This is a genomic window from Clostridium sp. YIM B02569, from assembly GCF_022320765.1.
In the GTDB taxonomy this organism is placed as follows: domain Bacteria; phylum Bacillota; class Clostridia; order Clostridiales; family Clostridiaceae; genus Clostridium; species Clostridium beijerinckii.
Genome location: NZ_JAKJJX010000016.1, coordinates 15,148 through 33,312 on the forward strand (window position 1 = coordinate 15,148; position 18,165 = coordinate 33,312).

The 18,165-nt window shown below is 29.8% G+C and carries 19 protein-coding genes; 15 read left to right on the plus strand and 4 right to left on the minus strand.

Translation table 11 applies throughout. The features are described 5' to 3' along the window. Nucleotides 1–4: 4 nt before the first annotated feature. Nucleotides 5–715 carry a 2,3,4,5-tetrahydropyridine-2,6-dicarboxylate N-acetyltransferase gene (dapD, locus tag L3B96_RS15285; protein WP_011969114.1) on the minus strand — a complete coding sequence of 237 codons (711 nt, stop codon included), beginning with the start codon at nt 713–715 and terminating at the stop codon, nt 5–7. 155 nt (nt 716–870) lie between these two features. On the opposite strand from dapD, the gene L3B96_RS15290 reads away from it, so the two are divergent. From L3B96_RS15290 to L3B96_RS15300, 3 genes are all read left to right on the plus strand, one after another. Beyond that, complete coding sequence (locus L3B96_RS15290; protein WP_238947995.1) at nt 871–2,016, plus strand: aminotransferase class I/II-fold pyridoxal phosphate-dependent enzyme; 1,146 nt, start codon at nt 871–873, stop codon at nt 2,014–2,016. A gap of 95 nt (nt 2,017–2,111) precedes the next feature. Then, on the plus strand, nt 2,112–2,429 hold the full coding sequence (locus L3B96_RS15295) for a pyrimidine/purine nucleoside phosphorylase (protein WP_238947996.1): 318 nt from the start codon (nt 2,112–2,114) through the stop codon (nt 2,427–2,429). A gap of 302 nt (nt 2,430–2,731) precedes the next feature. Continuing rightward, on the plus strand, nt 2,732–3,040 hold the full coding sequence (locus L3B96_RS15300; RefSeq protein ID WP_077854189.1) for an MGMT family protein: 309 nt from the start codon (nt 2,732–2,734) through the stop codon (nt 3,038–3,040). Nucleotides 3,041–3,274: 234 nt separating this feature from the next. Here the strand turns inward: L3B96_RS15300 and dapB are convergent, their stop codons facing one another. The 3 genes from dapB to L3B96_RS15315 are packed head-to-tail and all read right to left on the minus strand — an operon-like array spanning nt 3,275 to nt 5,940. Then, a complete protein-coding gene (gene dapB, locus L3B96_RS15305) occupies nt 3,275–4,030 on the minus strand; it encodes a 4-hydroxy-tetrahydrodipicolinate reductase (protein ID WP_238947997.1) in 756 nt (251 codons plus the stop codon). Between the two features lie 9 nt (nt 4,031–4,039). Beyond that, entirely contained in the window at nt 4,040–4,918 is an 879-nt protein-coding gene (dapA, locus tag L3B96_RS15310; protein WP_011969119.1) for a 4-hydroxy-tetrahydrodipicolinate synthase, read from the minus strand. Between the two features lie 29 nt (nt 4,919–4,947). After that, nucleotides 4,948–5,940, minus strand: a complete 993-nt coding sequence (locus L3B96_RS15315) for an aspartate-semialdehyde dehydrogenase (protein ID WP_011969120.1) — start codon at nt 5,938–5,940, stop codon at nt 4,948–4,950. A 442-nt stretch (nt 5,941–6,382) separates the two neighbouring features. Here L3B96_RS15315 and L3B96_RS15320 point away from each other — a divergent pair, with 442 nt between their 5' ends. From L3B96_RS15320 to L3B96_RS15375, 12 genes are all read left to right on the plus strand, one after another. After that, nucleotides 6,383–6,601 carry a small, acid-soluble spore protein, alpha/beta type gene (locus L3B96_RS15320; protein ID WP_011969121.1) on the plus strand — a complete coding sequence of 73 codons (219 nt, stop codon included), beginning with the start codon at nt 6,383–6,385 and terminating at the stop codon, nt 6,599–6,601. A 101-nt stretch (nt 6,602–6,702) separates the two neighbouring features. After that, on the plus strand, nt 6,703–7,440 hold the full coding sequence (locus L3B96_RS15325) for a class I SAM-dependent methyltransferase (RefSeq protein ID WP_011969122.1): 738 nt from the start codon (nt 6,703–6,705) through the stop codon (nt 7,438–7,440). Nucleotides 7,441–7,466: 26 nt separating this feature from the next. Beyond that, the gene (hslO, locus tag L3B96_RS15330) at nt 7,467–8,348 is read left to right on the plus strand and encodes an Hsp33 family molecular chaperone HslO (RefSeq protein WP_041895814.1); all 882 of its coding nucleotides are present in this window, start codon (nt 7,467–7,469) and stop codon (nt 8,346–8,348) included. A gap of 140 nt (nt 8,349–8,488) precedes the next feature. After that, entirely contained in the window at nt 8,489–9,244 is a 756-nt protein-coding gene (locus L3B96_RS15335) for a YdcF family protein (protein ID WP_238947998.1), read from the plus strand. A gap of 48 nt (nt 9,245–9,292) precedes the next feature. Further along, complete coding sequence (locus L3B96_RS15340; RefSeq protein ID WP_238947999.1) at nt 9,293–10,138, plus strand: RNA pseudouridine synthase; 846 nt, start codon at nt 9,293–9,295, stop codon at nt 10,136–10,138. A 217-nt stretch (nt 10,139–10,355) separates the two neighbouring features. Beyond that, the gene (locus L3B96_RS15345) at nt 10,356–10,685 is read left to right on the plus strand and encodes a hypothetical protein (RefSeq protein ID WP_238948000.1); all 330 of its coding nucleotides are present in this window, start codon (nt 10,356–10,358) and stop codon (nt 10,683–10,685) included. Then, nucleotides 10,682–12,127 carry a HAMP domain-containing sensor histidine kinase gene (locus L3B96_RS15350; RefSeq protein WP_236894611.1) on the plus strand — a complete coding sequence of 482 codons (1,446 nt, stop codon included), beginning with the start codon at nt 10,682–10,684 and terminating at the stop codon, nt 12,125–12,127. Before L3B96_RS15345 ends, L3B96_RS15350 begins: the two co-directional genes overlap by 4 nt. Before the next feature lie 41 nt (nt 12,128–12,168). Beyond that, a complete protein-coding gene (locus L3B96_RS15355) occupies nt 12,169–12,867 on the plus strand; it encodes a response regulator transcription factor (RefSeq protein WP_065416538.1) in 699 nt (232 codons plus the stop codon). 319 nt (nt 12,868–13,186) lie between these two features. Further along, complete coding sequence (locus tag L3B96_RS15360) at nt 13,187–14,431, plus strand: TolC family protein (RefSeq protein WP_171788470.1); 1,245 nt, start codon at nt 13,187–13,189, stop codon at nt 14,429–14,431. 2 nt (nt 14,432–14,433) lie between these two features. Beyond that, complete coding sequence (locus L3B96_RS15365) at nt 14,434–15,909, plus strand: efflux RND transporter periplasmic adaptor subunit (RefSeq protein ID WP_238948001.1); 1,476 nt, start codon at nt 14,434–14,436, stop codon at nt 15,907–15,909. 13 nt (nt 15,910–15,922) lie between these two features. Then, a complete protein-coding gene (locus L3B96_RS15370) occupies nt 15,923–16,660 on the plus strand; it encodes an ABC transporter ATP-binding protein (RefSeq protein WP_077854176.1) in 738 nt (245 codons plus the stop codon). After that, nucleotides 16,651–18,120, plus strand: a complete 1,470-nt coding sequence (locus L3B96_RS15375) for an ABC transporter permease (RefSeq protein ID WP_238948002.1) — start codon at nt 16,651–16,653, stop codon at nt 18,118–18,120. Before L3B96_RS15370 ends, L3B96_RS15375 begins: the two co-directional genes overlap by 10 nt. Nucleotides 18,121–18,165 lie beyond the last annotated feature (45 nt).

An 18,165-nucleotide genomic window follows, 5' to 3' on the forward strand; every position in this document is an offset into this window, starting at 1 on the left:
ATAATTACTTTCTTAAGTCATCTAATATTTGAGTTTTATCTTTTGTCTTGTCATCTACTGCCTTGATTATCTTAGCAGGAGAACCAGCTACAACAACGTTGTCTGGAACATCTTCTGTAACAACAGAACCAGCAGCTACAACGCTACCTGCACCTATCTTAACGCCTTCAAGGATTACAGAATTAGCACCAATTAAGGCATTATCGCCAATCATACATGGTTCTTTGCTTGGTGGTTCTAATACTCCAGCAACAACAGCACCAGCACCTAGATGAACATTCTTACCTAATTGCCCACGAGCACCAACTACAGCATTCATGTCAACCATAGTTCCATCTCCGATTTCAGCACCAATGTTTATTACTGCACCCATCATTATTACTGCATTTTTACCAATAGTAACCTTATCTCTGATGATAGCACCTGGCTCAATTCTAGCGTCAACTTCAAGTAAATCTAGCATTGGAATAGCAGAATTTCTTCTATCATTTTCTATTCTAAAGTGTTTTATAAGATGTTTATTATCTAAAACTATTTTAGTTATAGAATCAGATTCTCCCATTAGTATATAAAATCCGTTAGAACCGTACCACTCTACATCATTCATTTCAGCATTGCTTAAATCTCCATTAACATAGACTTTTACTGGAGTAGATTTTTTTGATTCCTTAATAAATCTAGCAATTTCATAAGGATCCGTTAAATTATATGACATTATATCACCCTTTCCATTATTTTCGCAATCATCCTTATTATAATAAAGATTGAACGCAATTAAAAGGGGAATAAGTAAAAAAACACAAATAGTTTGAATCAATTTTATTAATGAGGTAAAATAAGTTTATATTGCAAAACGGGGGCGCATAAATTATGAATAAACAAGTAGAGAAAATACAAATCTCGGGAATAAGAAGATTTGCCGAGAAAGTTAAGAAAGTTGAAGGAGCAATATCACTAACCATCGGACAGCCAGATTTTCCTGTGCCAATAGATATATCTGAGGCTATGATTCAGGCTATAAGAGATAATAAAACAGTTTATACATCAAATGCAGGTGTTGACGAACTTAGAGAAGAAATTTGTAATTACTTAAGAACATTTGATATTGAATATAATAAAGATGAAATATGCATAACAGTTGGTGGAAGTGAAGGATTATATTCAGTATTATTTGCTGTTATGAATTCAGGAGATAAAGTATTAATACCTGGACCTGCTTATCCAGCTTATGAAAATATTTCTATAATGATAGGGGCAGATGTAGTAACATATCCTTTAAATGAAGATTTTACATTAAATTTAGATAAAATTAGAGAAAAATTAGAGAATGAAAACATTAAAGTATTAATGTTGTCATTTCCATCAAATCCTACAGGTGCAATTTTATCTAAGGAGCAAAGAAACGAACTTGTTGAATTAATAAAAAATAAAAATATTATAGTAATAACAGATGAAATGTATTCGTCTATAATTTTTGATGATTATTATTCAGTAGCACAGGCAAAGGAAATAAAAGATAAAGTCATATATGTAAGTGGTTTTTCTAAAATATTTTCTATGACAGGGCTTAGAATAGGTTATGTTGCATGCTGTGAACAGTACATGAAAGAAATAATGAAAGTACATCAATATGGTGTTTCGTGTGCACCTTCTATTGCACAATATGGAGTTCTTGAAGGGCTAAAAAAATCTTTAAATGATGTAGAAAATATGAGAAAGACCTTTGAAAGAAGAAAAGACTACTGTTTGAATAGATTAAGGGATCTTAATTTGGAAGTTGCAGAACCTAAGGGAGCATTTTATATATTTCCTTCAATTAAAAAGTTCAATATGTCTTCTGAAGAGTTCTGTGAAAAGTTATTAAATGAAGGAAAGCTTGCTTGCGTACCAGGTACAGCCTTTGGTGATTTAGGGGAAGGATATATGAGAATTTCATATTGCTATAGTGATGAAATTTTAAAAGAGGCATTTGATAGATTTGAAAGATTTTTAAAACTAAATTTTCCAAATTTCTAATTAAAGAATTTTAAAAATAATGAAGGGGTAAATTTTATTAACTTTTCATTTTTATAAAGTCTTTATATAAATAAAAATATATAGGGGGCGGCACAATGGGTGAATTTAAAAATGTAACAGCAGTTAAAAAAGCTAATGTGTATTTTGATGGAAAGGTAACTAGCAGAACTATAATATTTGAAGATGGTGAAAGAAAAACTTTGGGGATAATGTTACCTGGGGATTACGAATTTGGAACTGGAGATAAAGAGGTAATGGAGATCCTAGGAGGGGCAATGGATGTAAAATTACCAGGTTCAGATAAATTTGATACATACAAAGAAGGAGATACTTTTATAGTACCTGCAAACTCTAAATTCAATCTAATAGTAAAAGAAGTGGCAGATTACTGTTGCTCTTATATTAAAGAATAGTTAAGGTATTAAAAAGACTTATAAAGATATAGATATGAAAGCATCTGTTTTTACAGGTGCCTTTTTCTTCATGGTGTGCCGAGCATGGGCACTTGCTAAACAAAGAAAAACTCAATAACTATCCGAAATAGGCTTAAGTAAATTTAGCATGTAATTCATTATAACTACTTTTCACTGTGTTACGTTGACACAATATTTATTTTTTTGTTAGTATTATATCATCAAAACAGAAGATTAAATATTAAAATATGGTCAAAATATCGAAATGTCTTCAAGCAAGGATTATTATAAAAGGTGAATGTATGAAAAAGATAATGAATGAACAATTAATTTATGAAGTACTTTCAGTGGTAGAAGAAATTCCTGAAGGGAAGGTAGCTACATATGGACAAATTGCTATTCTTATTGGCAGAGACAAAAATGCACGGCTTGTTGGGAAGATTCTTAGTCAGGCAGAATTTTATGGGCAATATCCATGTCATCGTGTGGTAAATCATGCTGGAAGATTGGCTCCAGGGTGGGATGAACAACGATTTCTGCTATTAGAAGAAGGTGTATCCTTTAAAGATAGTAATCATGTTGATATGAAGAAAAATAAGTGGGAATATTAGGGTGGAGACGCAAGAACAATGAACAGAATTATTTAAATTAGGTTGATTCGCTTTAATAGAATATTTAATGATACAAGTAGATGGTAATATTATAAATGCTTATATCACTAAAAATAAGTAATATAAGCATTTATAATATGTTCCAATGGAATTTAGATGGTTATTATTCTTAGAATAATCCATCTAAATTCCTAGAAACAAGAATACAGTTATTTATTTTGGTTAGCAACTAATTTATTGAATTCCTATAACGTCACTCATGTCATATAATCCTGGATTAGTCACAGAAGCCATATATTCACATGCTTTTAGAGCGCCAACTGCGAAAACTTCCCTTGAAATTGCTTTATGAGTTAATTCTATTACCTCACCAGTTCCAGCAAAAATAACATCGTGGTCACCAATAATTCCGCCACCTCTAATTGCGTGGATTCCAATTTCATTTTCTTCTCTTTTGGAATTTCCTTCTCTTCCATAGATGTACTTTGTTGTATCTTCTATAGAGTCTTTTATGGAATCAGCAAGCATAATTGCAGTTCCACTTGGAGCATCCACCTTTTGATTATGATGCTTTTCAACTATTTCAATATCATAGTTTCCATAGAGTAGAGGAGTTACTTTCTTTAAAAGAGAATTAATTAAATTAATACCAAAAGACATGTTGCCTGATCTAAATAGCTTAAGAGTAGTACTCTTTTCATCTATTAAAGCTAAATCTTCTGGTGTAAAGCCAGTTGAACATATTACTAATGGTTTGTTAGTTTTTTCTGTTATTTCTAATAGACTATGAAGAGCATCAGCTCTTGAAAAATCTAATAAAACATCATATTGGATGTTTAATTTCTCAGTGCTTTCAAAGATAGGATATGGAGCATTACTTGGAAATTTATCAATTCCAGCAACAATCTCTAAGTTCTTAAATTTATCAGCGCACTCTGTAATCATCTTACCCATCTTACCTGAGCAACCATTTAATACTATTTTTATCATATTATCACCTTATATCAATTTATAATCTAGCAAAGCAGCTTTTAGTATTTCCTCATTGTTATTATCCATTTCACAAAGAGGAAGTCTTAAAGGACCAACATCGAGGCCCATAAGATTCATGGCTGTTTTAACTGGGATTGGATTCGTTTCTAAAAATAAAGTATTTGCTAAAGATAAAGTGTCTAATTGGATATCTAAAGCTTCCTTAAATTTATTAGCTAAACATTTTTCAGCTATTTCATGAACTTTACTTGGAATTATATTAGCTAAAACTGAAATTACGCCTATACCTCCAATAGACATTATAGATACAATTTGATCATCATTACCAGAATAAATATCTATAGAATCTCTGCAAAGCGCCTTCATTTGAAGTATTTGGCTGATATTTCCGCTAGCTTCTTTTATCGCAACAACATTGCTTAATTCAGCAAGCTTAGCTAAAGTTTTAGGTGCAATATTAACACCTGTCCTACTCGGTACGTTATAAAGTACAATAGGAGTATTAACCTCATCATTTATAGCTTTAAAATGTTTTATCAAACCATTTTGAGTAGTTTTATTGTAATATGGTGTAATAACAAGAAGTCCATCTACTCCAACGCTTTCAGCATATTTACTCATTGAAATAGCAGCAGCAGTATTGTTTGAACCGGTTCCTGCAATTACAGGAATTCTTTTGTTTATTACATCAACTGTAAATTTAATTGCATCTTTTTTCTCTTTTTCTGTCATCGTAGTAGCTTCACCTGTAGTACCACAAATTACAATGGCATCAGTACCTTCTTTAACGTGCCATTCTAATAAATTTTTAAGTGATTCGAAGTTTATTCCATTTTCATTAAATGGCGTAACTATAGCTACAGCTGAGCCTTGAAATATTGACATTCAGATTCCTCCAACTTAATTACTAAGAACTATTTATTATCTTTTATCATTATTTCAGCAATTTGAATAGCATTAAGTGCTGCACCTTTTCTTATGTTATCACCAACAACCCATAGGTTTAAACCATTATCCACACTAAAATCTCTTCTGATTCTTCCAACATAAACGTCGTCTTTTCCTGAAACTTCAAGAGCAGTTGGATATTTTAATTCGTCTACTTTATCATATACAGTTACACCTTGAGTGTTTCCAAATAATTCGAAAATATCTTTTATATCAAATTCAGAATTAAGTTCAACATTGATGCTTTCACTATGCCCATTAAGTACTGGAACTCTAGCTGTAGTAGCAGTTACTCTTAAATCTGGTTCATGAAGAATTTTTCTAGTTTCTTTAATCATCTTTTCTTCTTCTTTAGTGTAACCATCTTCTAAAAATACATCTATATGAGGTAAAACATTACCAGCAATAGGATAAGGGAACTTCTTAGGTGCAACACCCTTAACACCATCTTCTAAATCTCTTATACCTTGGACACCAGCTCCAGATACTGCTTGGTATGTTGAATAAACTATTCTCTTAATTCCATATTTGTCATGTAAAGCTTTCATTATAGGCATTGCTTGGATTGTTGAACAATTTGGATTTGCAATTATTCCTTTATGAAGTTTGATATCTTCTGGATTAACTTCTGGTACTACAAGTGGCACCTCAGGGTCCATTCTCCATGCACTGCTATTGTCAATTACTACTGCCCCATATTGCGCAAAAATAGGTGCAAATTCTGTACTAGCATCTCCGCCAGCTGAAAATAGTGCATAATCTATTTTTTTATCTTTTATATTCTTTTCACAAGTTTCTTCAACTACATAATCCTTTCCTCTAAATGACAGAGTACTTCCTTCAGATCGCTTTGATGCAAAAAGATATAAATTATTTACTGGAAAGTTTCTTTCTTCTAAGATTTCTAAAAATTTTCTACCTACATTTCCAGTAGCCCCAACTATTGCAATATTATACACAATAATCCCTCCTAAATTTATTTATTAATATTTTTATACATACAATTACTATAGTTAAATATTGAATAAATATCAAGTCAATGAGCAAAATAAGTTGAAAAAAACTATTCATAAAGAATTATTTATTCCATTAATTAGGGGAGTAATGAAATAATGTGTATATTTATGCATATATATGCAAGAAGTTGAAATAATTATTAGCAGCTATTATTTCATATAAATCTTATAAAATATTATAAATTAAATGTAATTTTTGTAAAAATATATTTTTATAGAATAGTAAAGTGATAGAAGGAAATAATATTGGATGAAAAGATAAACTTTACAATTTATTTTTATAGTGTAATTCAAGTAACTTAGAATTTTTTTATTTCTTTTATTCTTTTCATAAATAAAGAAATATCAATAAAAAACTAATTATTAAGATTGGTAGGGATAAAGAATGGGTAATAAATCTGTGAAAAAGACAATAAAAGCAAAACTTAAAGCAAATAAAGAGCTTACTGAAGCTGAAAAAATGAGAGAAAAAGTTAAATATGAAATTGCAGAAGAACTTGGTTTAATCGATAAAGTTAATAAAGAAGGATGGGGCGGACTATCTTCTGGAGAGACCGGAAGAATAGGCGGAATAATGGCTAAAAGAAAAAAAGTGCCAAAGTAAATGACAAGCTTCTATATTTTTACTAATTTGACTAAGTAAATAATTACGATATAATATACTAGATGAATTAGTAAATTTACGTTAAGGGCGTGATAAAGCAGATGGCTTATAAAGAGTTTGCCAATATATATGATGAATTAATATATGAAGATATTAATTATGATAAAGTTGCAGATAAGATTATAAATATATGTAGAGAAAATAATTTAAAGTTTGAAGATTATTTGGATTTAGCATGTGGAACTGGAAATGTTTCGATTAATGTAGCAAAATACTTTAAAACTGTTTATGCAGTAGATTTGTCAGATGATATGTTAAATGTAGCTTTTGATAAATTTAAAAAGAATAAAATTAAAGCAAAAGTAATTTGTCAAGATATGTGTGAGTTAAGTTTAAATAAAAGATTTGATCTTATAACTTCTGTTCTTGACTCAACTAATTATATAACTGAGGATGAAGATTTGCTTGATTATTTCTCAAGTGTATATGAACATTTAAAAGAAAATGGTATATTTATTTTTGATATAAATTCGTATTATAAACTTTCTACCGTTCTCGGAAATAATATATACACTTACAGTTCTGAAGAAATTTTTTATACATGGGAAAATTCATTTGAAGATGATGTATTAAATATGTTTTTAACATTCTTCGTAAAAACCGAAAATGAACTATATAAAAAATTTGAAGAAGAGCATTTTGAGAGAGCTTATAAAGAAAGCTATATAGAAGATATATTAAAAAAATGTAACTTTAGAATAATAAATAAATTTTCAGGATATTCTGATGAGGAAGTAAATGAAAATAGTGAAAGAATACTTTACATAGTAAGTAAATAAGACGTGAAATAGGAGATGAGATAAAAATGCAAGATAAAATAGTTAGAGCAACAGCTAAGGATGGAATGGTTAGAATAATAGCAGGGATTACTACTAATTTAGTAAATGAGGGCTGTAAAATACATGAATGTACGCCTGTAGCTTCAGCAGCTTTAGGAAGAATGTTAACTGCAGGTACACTTATAGGAACTACACTAAAAAGTGAAAAAGAAGTTGTAACTTTAAAAATAAATGGTAATGGGGAAATAAATGGAATAACAGTAACTGCACATAGCGATGCATCTGTTAAAGGGTTTATTGGAAATCCATATGTTGATAGGCCTCTTAATGAAAAAGGAAAATTAGATGTTGGAGGAGCTATTGGAACAGATGGTATTTTATATGTAATAAAGGATTTAGGGCTTAGAGATCCATATGTTGGACAAGTGCCTATACAAACTGGAGAAATAGCAGAAGATTTTGCATATTATTTCACAGCATCTGAGCAAACACCATCAGCGGTATCACTTGGTGTATTGGTTGATAGAGATTTATCTATAAAGGCGGCAGGTGGATTTATAGTGCAAATGATGCCTGGTGCAGATGAACTTCTTGCAGATGTTATAACATATAGATTAGAAGAAATTCCACCAATAACTACATTAATAAGTGAAGGAAAAACAATAGAAGAAATTTTGGAGTATATTTTTGATGGAATGGATTTAAAAGTATTAGATTCTTTAACTCCAGAATATAAATGTGATTGTTCTAGAGAAAGAGTTGAAAAAGCCTTAATATCTATTGGAAAGGAAACTCTTCAAGAGATATATGATGACAAAAAGAATGAGGAAATAGTATGCAACTTTTGCAATACTAAATATGAATTTACTAATGATGAAATAGGAGAATTATTAAATAATAGTAGATAAACATACTAAAATTATAGAATAAAAATAATAAAAAGATACAGAGAATAATTTGGAAGACTATGAAAAAGCAGATTATTCTCTTTTTTCGTGCATAAATATTATAACAGAATATTTTTTATTTTAATTAAGGAGTGTATGTTATGAAAAAAAAATTTGATATTATCCTTGGCATGATTATTATAGTATATATTGCAGTAATAAATATTATAAGCAGCTCTAAAATCTCATTTAGTATTCCTATTTTTATTTTAGGAGTTACTTTAATAATATATCATTTTATTAAGAGGAGAATAGAAAATAATAAGTTTATATATAGGTATTTTAAAGTTTTAAAAGTACTAATTTGCATAGGAGGTATATTTTTTTTAGGACTAGAAATTTTTATAATTAATTATCCTAAATATAATAAGGGGAATGCAGATTATATTATTGTTTTGGGAGCAGGACTTGATACTAACTCTAACCCAAGTTTAATCCTTCAAGGAAGATTGGATGCAGCTTTAGAATACATACAAGAAGGTGATTATAGATTCATTGTTTTATCAGGAGGACAAGGATCGGACGAGAAGCTGCCAGAATCACATGCAATGAAAAAATATTTATTAAATAGAGGAGTTGATGAGGAAAAAGTAATAATTGAAGATAATTCAAGGAATACAGATGAGAATCTTAAATTTTCAAAAGCAAAAATAGAAGAAAATAGTGGGAAATCTCTAGATAAACTTAATATTAAAATAGTAACAAGCGATTTTCATGCTCTTAGAAGCAGTATCTTAGCAAAGAGAAATGGATATGTAAATTATAGCAATTATTCTAGTCGCACTGTATGGTATTTAATTCCTATAACATATACAAGAGAAGCTTTTGCTATTGTTAAAAGTATAATATTTGATTAATATTAATATACAATTGAATTTTACTAGCTTGAAAGGATAGAGTAAACAATGAGGATAAATAAATTATTTAGTAACTATGGAATTTGTTCTCGAAAGGAAACAAATAGATTAATTGAAGAAAAGAGAATTATTATAAATGGAAGATATTGTATTGAAGGACAATGGGTAAATGATTCAGATGAAGTAATATTTGACGGTAAACCAATTTCTACGGTGGAAAAAGTATATATTGTCTTGAATAAACCAGTTGGAATTACTTGTACTGCAGAGAATAAAGTTAGTGATAATATAATTTCCTATATGAAATATCCACACTATATATTTCCAGTTGGCAGATTAGATAAAGACTCGCAAGGGCTTATTTTAATGACTAATGATGGTGAAGTTGCTAATAGGATTTTAGAAAGTGATAATATGCATGAAAAAGAATATTTAGTTCAAGTAAATAAAAACTTTGATGATGAATTTTTAAAGAGTATGTCTGATGGAGTTGAGATTACAGGGAATAAAAGTTCTGGTGTTAGAAGGATAAGTGATAAATTAGGTTTATATAAGAAAATAGAAGATAAAGAAGTTCTACTAGGGGAAGAAGATCCAGGTGACTCGTCCATAGTACAGTTAAAAGAATTGAAAAACATAGAACGCGAACAAAATAAATTTGTTAAAACAAGACCATGTCAAGTAGAAAGGGTAGATGATAATACATTTAAAATTATACTAACTCAGGGAATGAACAAACAAATCCGTAAGATGAGCGGAGCTTTAGGTTATAAGGTTATTAAACTTGAAAGAATTAGAATAATGAATATAAAGCTTAATGATCTGGAAATAGGAAAATGGAGGTACTTGGAAGAAAATGAAATGAAAATTCTTAAAAATGAGTTGTTTAGGTAAAACATATTTTAGTTAACATCAATTTTGGGTTAAGATTGATAAGTATATAAGTAAACTTTATTGAAAAGGATATATGCCTATGAGATAATTAAATTAAATATAGTAGAGTTATAGTTAAAATTATAAGTAAATTCTATAATATAGGAATATTTAGCCTTTTTATTATATAAAACACTATAGTTTTGAAGAAATATTTTAATTCACATGGAGAGATAGTATGAAAAAAGAATTGATAAAAGCAATTGAAGCAGCAGAAAGGTATAATTTATTTTTAAAGGTAGTGACATCAGTTAGAAGCTACGATTCATATAACAGCTTTTTTAACATTTACGATGAGCATGAAGAGGCATGCAGAAGAATAGTTGTACTTACTAAGACAAAGGAATTGGAAGAAGTTTATGATGAAGATCCAACGGAAGAAATAAAAGAATGCAAAATAGTTCAAGGTAATTTATGGATAAAGGATTATTCACTTTTGACGAATCTAGATAAAATAAATTTATCAAGTTTATATGTTATTAAGAATTTGGTTGAGGAACTATTATGAAAATAAAGAAACGTCTAACCATTTCAAATATATTCATGTTAATTATACCTGTAATTATCATATTTATTATTGCGGTTATAATGAATATTCCATTTTCAAAGGCCTATGAAAATAGATTTGAAGGTTATAGGGAGCATGATCAGTATGCTTATTTCATTCAACAAAGTTTAAAACCAGATATGAAAAATATAGAAAATAAAAATGATTTAGATAAATTTCCAGAGCAATTACAGAAATTTCTTGATCCTAAGGGATATCACCTAATAATAACATATGATGGGGAAATTGTATCATCAAATATTGAAGATAAGGATAAAGAAGCTATTTCAATGATAGGGGATGATGTACTTTTTAAATCTAATTCATTAGTTTTAGAGATGAACTCCATATCCTTAGTTAAAAATAGCTTTGTTAAGGATAATAAAGTAGTAAATATTATTGCAATAAATCCATCATATAAACCTGTAAGGATTGACATAAAAAATGAAATGTCAACTTTGGTAATAAGTTATATAATAATAGTTATTATAATTTCACTAATTGTTGTTACGATAACTAATGTTATACTATCAAGTAAGATTTATAAGAAATTAATTCGTCCTTTAGAACTTTTAAGCTATGGAGCTGAACAGATAAAAAACGGAAATCTGGACTTTGAAATGAATTATGAAAGTGATGATGAATTTGGACAAGTTTGTGGTGATTTTGATGAAATGAGATTAAGATTAAAACATTCGGTCGATATGCAGCTAAAATATGAAGAAGATAGAAAGCAACTAGTGGTAGGAATATCCCATGATTTAAGAACACCATTAACTGCAATTAAAGGTTATGTGGAAGGGTTACGTGATGGGGTAGCAAATACTCCTGAAAAACAAAAAAAGTATCTAGACACAATTTATACTAAGGCGTGTGATATGGATGTATTAGTTGATAGTCTGTTCCTTTTTTCTAAATTAGATACAGGCAGATTTCCATTTAAATTTGATGTAGTAAGCATTAAGGAATATATAGAGAGATTTTACAGGTGTGCTAAGAAAGAGTTTTATGGAAAAAACGTTGAAATTTCATTTGAAAGTAAATGTGAGAATTCAACATTAGTGAAACTCGATTATAATGAAATAAATAGAGTTCTTCTGAATATATTGGATAATAGTGTTAAATATAAGCAGAAGAATGAAGTTAAAATAAAAATTAAATTGTATGAAGATGAAGAATTTGTAATATTAGAAATTAGTGATAATGGTTCAGGAGTTACCGATGAAGATCTTTCCAAGTTATTTCTAAGTTTTTATAGAGGTGACGTTTCACGCACAAAGCCTAATGAAGGAAGTGGACTTGGATTAGCAATAGCAAAACATATAATAGAAGCGCATGATGGAGAGATTAAAGCTTTTAATAATGATGGACTTACAATAAGAATAACATTACCTAAAAGATAATTGTAAAACGGAGATATATTATAAGGTAGGGAGGATAGTCAATGAAAAAGATATTGATAATAGAAGATGATGAAAGTATAGCTGAACTAGAAAGAGATTATCTGGAGATAACTGGATTTAAAACAGAAATTGCTCAAGATGGATATAAAGGACTAGATCTTGCGCTAAATGAAGAATTTGATTTGATCCTTTTAGATGTTATGCTGCCGGGAAAGGACGGTTTTAAAGTTTGTCAGGAGATACGAGCTGTTAAAGAAATCCCCATTTTGATGGTGACTGCTAAAAAGGAAGATATCTATAAAATACAAGGGCTTGGCATAGGTGCTGATGACTATATTGTAAAGCCATTTAGTCCAAGCGAGCTTGTAGCAAGAGTAAATGCACATATTTCTAGGTATGAACGTCTCACAACTATTGAAAAAAATAGCGATAATGAAAAAAGTTCAATAATTATTGGGCGTATTAAAATTTTACTTAAAGCAAGAAGAGTTTATATAGGAGAAAATGAAGTTAAATTTGCGAATAAAGAATTTGAACTTTTAATGTTTTTAGCTTCAAACCCTAATATCGTATTTTCAAAAGATACATTGCTAGATAGGATATGGGGAGAAGAATCCTTAGGAGATAGCTCTACTGTAACTGTACATATTAATAGAATAAGGGAGAAAATTGAGTTAGATAGCAGCAATCCTGAGTATATTGAAACCGTGTGGGGAGCTGGATATAGATTTAACTTATAAGTTAATGATTATTGATATTGAATAAAAATATGTTTATTTTAATAATGGTTTGAATTTATACTATAAATTTTAAAAATCATGGGAAAATAAAACAATTATGAATGTTGGCTAGAGGTGCAAGTAACTTTTGTAAGGAAATGCAAAAGTTACTTGCACTTCTAGCTTTAATTTATAATATTAAATTTAACATGAATTTAACATTTGTTTATATTCTGTTTATATATGTGTAATAGAGATGTTACAATACTTTATTATAATTAGAAAATGAATTTAGAGTAGAAATAGTATTACTAAATGACAAATTGAGGAGGAAACAAGATTGAGAAGAATATTTATAAGTTTTTTAATTGGAACTTTAGTGGCTTCTAGTAGTATATCAATGATTAACATACCAAGTGCATATGCTGATACTACTGATAATAGTACAATTAACGAAGTGTCTGATAGCGGGACGATTAAAGTATCGTTAGAAAACATAAGAGATATCATAACTGAAAATAATTTAGATATTAAGATTAAGCAGAATAATTTAAAAATAGCGCAAGAGGAATATCATGATGCATTAGATGATTATGATAGTGCAAAGAGTGCATATGATGCTTATAGTGATAAGGAGAATATCGAGTCGAACTATGAATCGGCAAAAAATGCCTATGAAAATTGTACAGATGACACTCAAAAAGAAACTCTTAAAGTAGCTTATGATAATGCCAAAGCAGCTTATGATGCGAAAAATGCTTATGATAATGCTGATACAACTTTAACGACAAAGCGAGATGCTTTTAAAACAGCTAGGGATGATTATAACAAGGAAATTGAAGATCAAGTTTACGCAGCTCAACAGGCATACATAACTTATTTGTCTGATTTACCAAATGAAAAAATAAAAGAAGATACAGTGAATATTAATACTAAGAAAGAACAAATATATAAACTTCAATATGATAGTGGCTTTATATCTAAAAATAAATATACTGAATTATTACAAGGAAATACTTCAGTTGACGACTTGGACTCGTCAAAGAATACAGCAGATCTTGATAAACTTAAGCTATTCAACTTACTTGGAATAAGTTCTGGGAGTAAAGTTACATTTGAAAATGATATAGATAAAAATTTTGATGTTATATCTAAAATTAATTATGAAGATGATTTGAGCAAAATGCTTGAAAATAATATTGATATAAAACTTCAAAATGATGAGATTGATGATTTAGATGATGCTGAAGATGATTATGATAATAAAGACATTTATGATAATAAAGTTGAGGAAGCAAATAACAAATTAAAGTCGCTAATGAATAGTACTGAGACAAGCTTTAAAAAACAATATAATGATTTAATGACTTCTTACAATTCAATAAAAAGCAGTTATGATGTAATAAACCAGAAACAAAAAGAATATGAAATTGAGCAAACAAAATATGATTATGGATTTGTTTCAAAAAATGATGTAGATGCTGCGAAATTGACTTTAGATAATGATAACGCGGATTTTATAAATAAAAGAAATCAATGCTATCTATCTTATTTAAAGTACATTGAAATGAAAGAGGGTTACTAAAATTGAAGCTTTTATTTAATAAAAAAACTTTGGCTAATAAAGAAATTATAGAAACAACTGAAGCAGGCAAGAAAAAATTTTTTACTAAAAAGAAAGTTATAAGTTTAGTAGCTGTATTACTTGTTGTAGCAATAGGAGGCGGTATTTATAAGGTGAAATTTGCTAAGACAAAAACAACACAAAGCAGTGTTAAGTATACAACTCTTAAGAAAACCAATATTGCTACAACAATTAGTTCATCAGGCGCTATAAAGAGTGGAGATTCAACCAATATATATTCAAATTTAGAATATAATGTTGCATCAATTAATGTTTCAGTTGGAGATGTAGTAAAAAAAGGGGATGTACTTGCAACAATAGATACATCAACCCTTCAAGAACAACTTGCTGAGGCAGAACAAACTCTAAATGCAAATGAGCAAAAAAATCAGTTATCATTAACAAGTGCAAAACAAAAATATGACAATTTACAGTATTTACATGATAATAACTTACAAACTGATATAATAAATGCAGAAAAATCTGTTGATAGTGCAAAACTCGATATGGAAGATAAGAGTAAAGTTTATGAATATGATAAGGTCATGTTTCAAAATGGCGAAATCTCTCAGCAAGATTTAAATACAGCAAAAACCAATTATGAAAATTCCAAAGGAGTTTATGATAAATCAACAGTTGCATTAGAAGCAGCAAAAGTTAATTCTGATCAAGCATTATCTGAAGCAAAAACAGCTTATGAATCTGCTCAAGCAGCTGCTAATGATAAGAGTAGTAGGCTTGCATATGAAGACAAGAAGAAGAAATTGCAAGATGCTCAGGTTGTAGCTACTGTAGATGGAACTGTAACTAATGTAAATGCTGTAGTAGGTATACAAGCATCTGGAGCATTATTTGTAATTCAAGATCTAGGAAATTTAATTGTTAATGCAAGTGTTGATGAAACAGATGTCGCAAAAGTAAAGGTGGGACAAAAAGCTCAAATAACAACGGATGCATCAGGTTCTGATATTATTGATGCACAAGTTGTAAGTGTTGAACCAGTTTCTAGTACTGCAAGTGCAAGTACAAGTACAACTAGCACTAGCAATGGTAAAACTAGCACTAGTACTAGCTCTACCGGTAACACTACAAGCAGTGATGTATCTTTCACAGTTAAGGTACAGTTAACAGGTAAAAATGATAAGGTGAAAGTTGGTATGAATTCAGTAGTAAATATTATTACAGATGAAAAAAATGATATCTATTCAGTGCCATATGGAGCAGTAATTAATAATAATGGACAAAACGAGGTTTATGCAGCAGTTGAACAGGGTGGAAAATATATTGTCAAGGAAATTCCTGTAACTAAAGGTATAGAATCAAATGCAAATGTTGAAATTGATGGTTCTGATCTTTCAGACGGAATAATCATACTTAACGAACCAACAAATTATAAAGTTGGTGATACAGTACAAATAAGTTCTCGAAAAACAAAGTAGGGGGTGAGTGTCTTTGAGTAAAAATATAATAGAAATGAAAGACATTACAAAAAGCTTCTATATTGGGACTCCAAATCAATTAAATATTTTAAAAGGAATTGATATTAGTGTAAAAGAAGGAGAATTTGTAGCAATAGTTGGTTCATCTGGTTCTGGAAAAAGTACATTAATGAATATTATAGGAGCACTTGATAGAGCAACTTCTGGGAACTATATTTTAGATGGTACAAATATCAATGAAATATCTGATAATGGTTTATCTGAAGTAAGAAATAAACAAATAGGTTTTGTATTTCAGACATATAATCTAATTCCAAGAAGTTCAGCTTTGAAAAATGTTGAATTGCCAATGCTTTACTATGGAATGAGTAAAAAAGATAGAAGAATACGTGCAGAAGAACTTTTAGATCTTGTTGGAATGAAAGATAGAATGTCTCATCAACCCAATGAACTGTCAGGAGGACAAAAGCAGAGAGTGGCTATTGCTAGAGCATTAGCTAATGACCCAAGTATAATACTTGCAGATGAGCCCACAGGTGCACTCGATTCAACGACTGGAAGATTGGTTATGGATTTGTTTCATAAAGTTCATGAACAGGAAGGCAAAACTATTGTATTTATAACCCATAACAGCGAACTTGCAGAGGAAACAGAAAGAATTATAACTTTGAAGGATGGAAATATAATATCTGAAAAAAAGAATGATATGTACTACAGAAGATTTCCAGAAGAGGACAAAGTATGTTTATAAAAGAAAATATAATGCTTGCAGTTGCAGGGCTCAAATCCAATAAAATGAGAGCGTTACTTACAATGCTTGGAATAATAATAGGGATAGCGTCAGTAATTGGTGTTGTTTCAGTAGGAAATGCAATGACCTCTTCTTTAACAAGTTCAATGTCCTCAATGGGTGCAACTAATATTACAGTTAACGTGCAAGAAAAAAGTACTACAAGTACATTAAATTCGTTGAATTCCGATAATTCGAATTTAAAAAATTCAGGTTCGAAAAATTCTAATAGTTCAAATTCGAAAAACTCAAATGGTAATTCACCAAATAATAGTGGAGGCGCAAAGTCAGGCGGTGGCGCACCACAAGGTGGGGGTGGAGTGCCAGGTGCAGGTGCCATGAAAGCAGCAAGCGGAGGAGGAATGCCTCCAGGAGGTTCAGGAAGACAAGGAAAATCAAGTAGCACTGCAAAAGATATTGACCTTATGACAATGGAACAGATAAATGATTTACAGGAAAACTTTAGTGACGAAATAAGTTCTATAAGTGTATCTGAAAGTGGTAGCTCAGGTAAAGTTAAAAATGATTCAACGTATTCTAATGTAAGCACAGTAGGGACAAATGTTGGATATAAAGATGTTAAAAATTTGGAAATGGCCGAAGGTAGATATCTTTCACAAAATGATATTGATGGAGCAAAAGATGTTGCAGTAGTTTCAGATAAATTAGTATCCAAGATATTTGGAACAAATGTAGATCCCATAAATCAAGATATAAAAGTTTATACATCAAATGCAATTTACACATACACAATAGTTGGAGTATATAAATATAAGGCTTCGGGAGGAAATAGAACAACATCTGATGAAAATTTAACTACTGACCTATATATTCCTGTTACTGTAACAAAGAAGACAGCAACTAATAAAAATTACCAGACATTTCAAGTAAAGGCAAAAGATGAAGTGAATGTTCAATCATTTACTAATGAATTATCAGACTACTTATCTAAGCTTTATGCAAAAAATGCAAAGTTTGAAGCTCAAGCAAGCAATATGGAAAGTATGCTTGAATCAATGACATCAATGATGACTACAGTTGCAGTGGCTATATCTGCTATTGCAGGAATTTCGCTAGTGGTTGGTGGAATTGGAGTTATGAATATAATGCTAGTATCTGTTACAGAAAGAACAAGAGAAATAGGAACTAGAAAAGCACTTGGAGCTAAAAGCAGTCATATAAAGATGCAATTTATAGTTGAATCAATTATAATATGCTCGATTGGTGGTATTTTAGGAATATTACTTGGTTTAGGTGCAGGAGCAATTGGTTCAAAAGCCATGGGATATGCAACTACGGTATCGCCATTGGTTATTTTAATAAGTTTTTCATTTTCAATGTTTATTGGGGTATTCTTTGGATATTATCCGGCAAAGAAAGCAGCGGAACTAGATCCTATAGAAGCACTTAGATATGAATAGAATGGATTTTAGAATAAGCTAATGTTCTAAAAAAAATTTTTAATG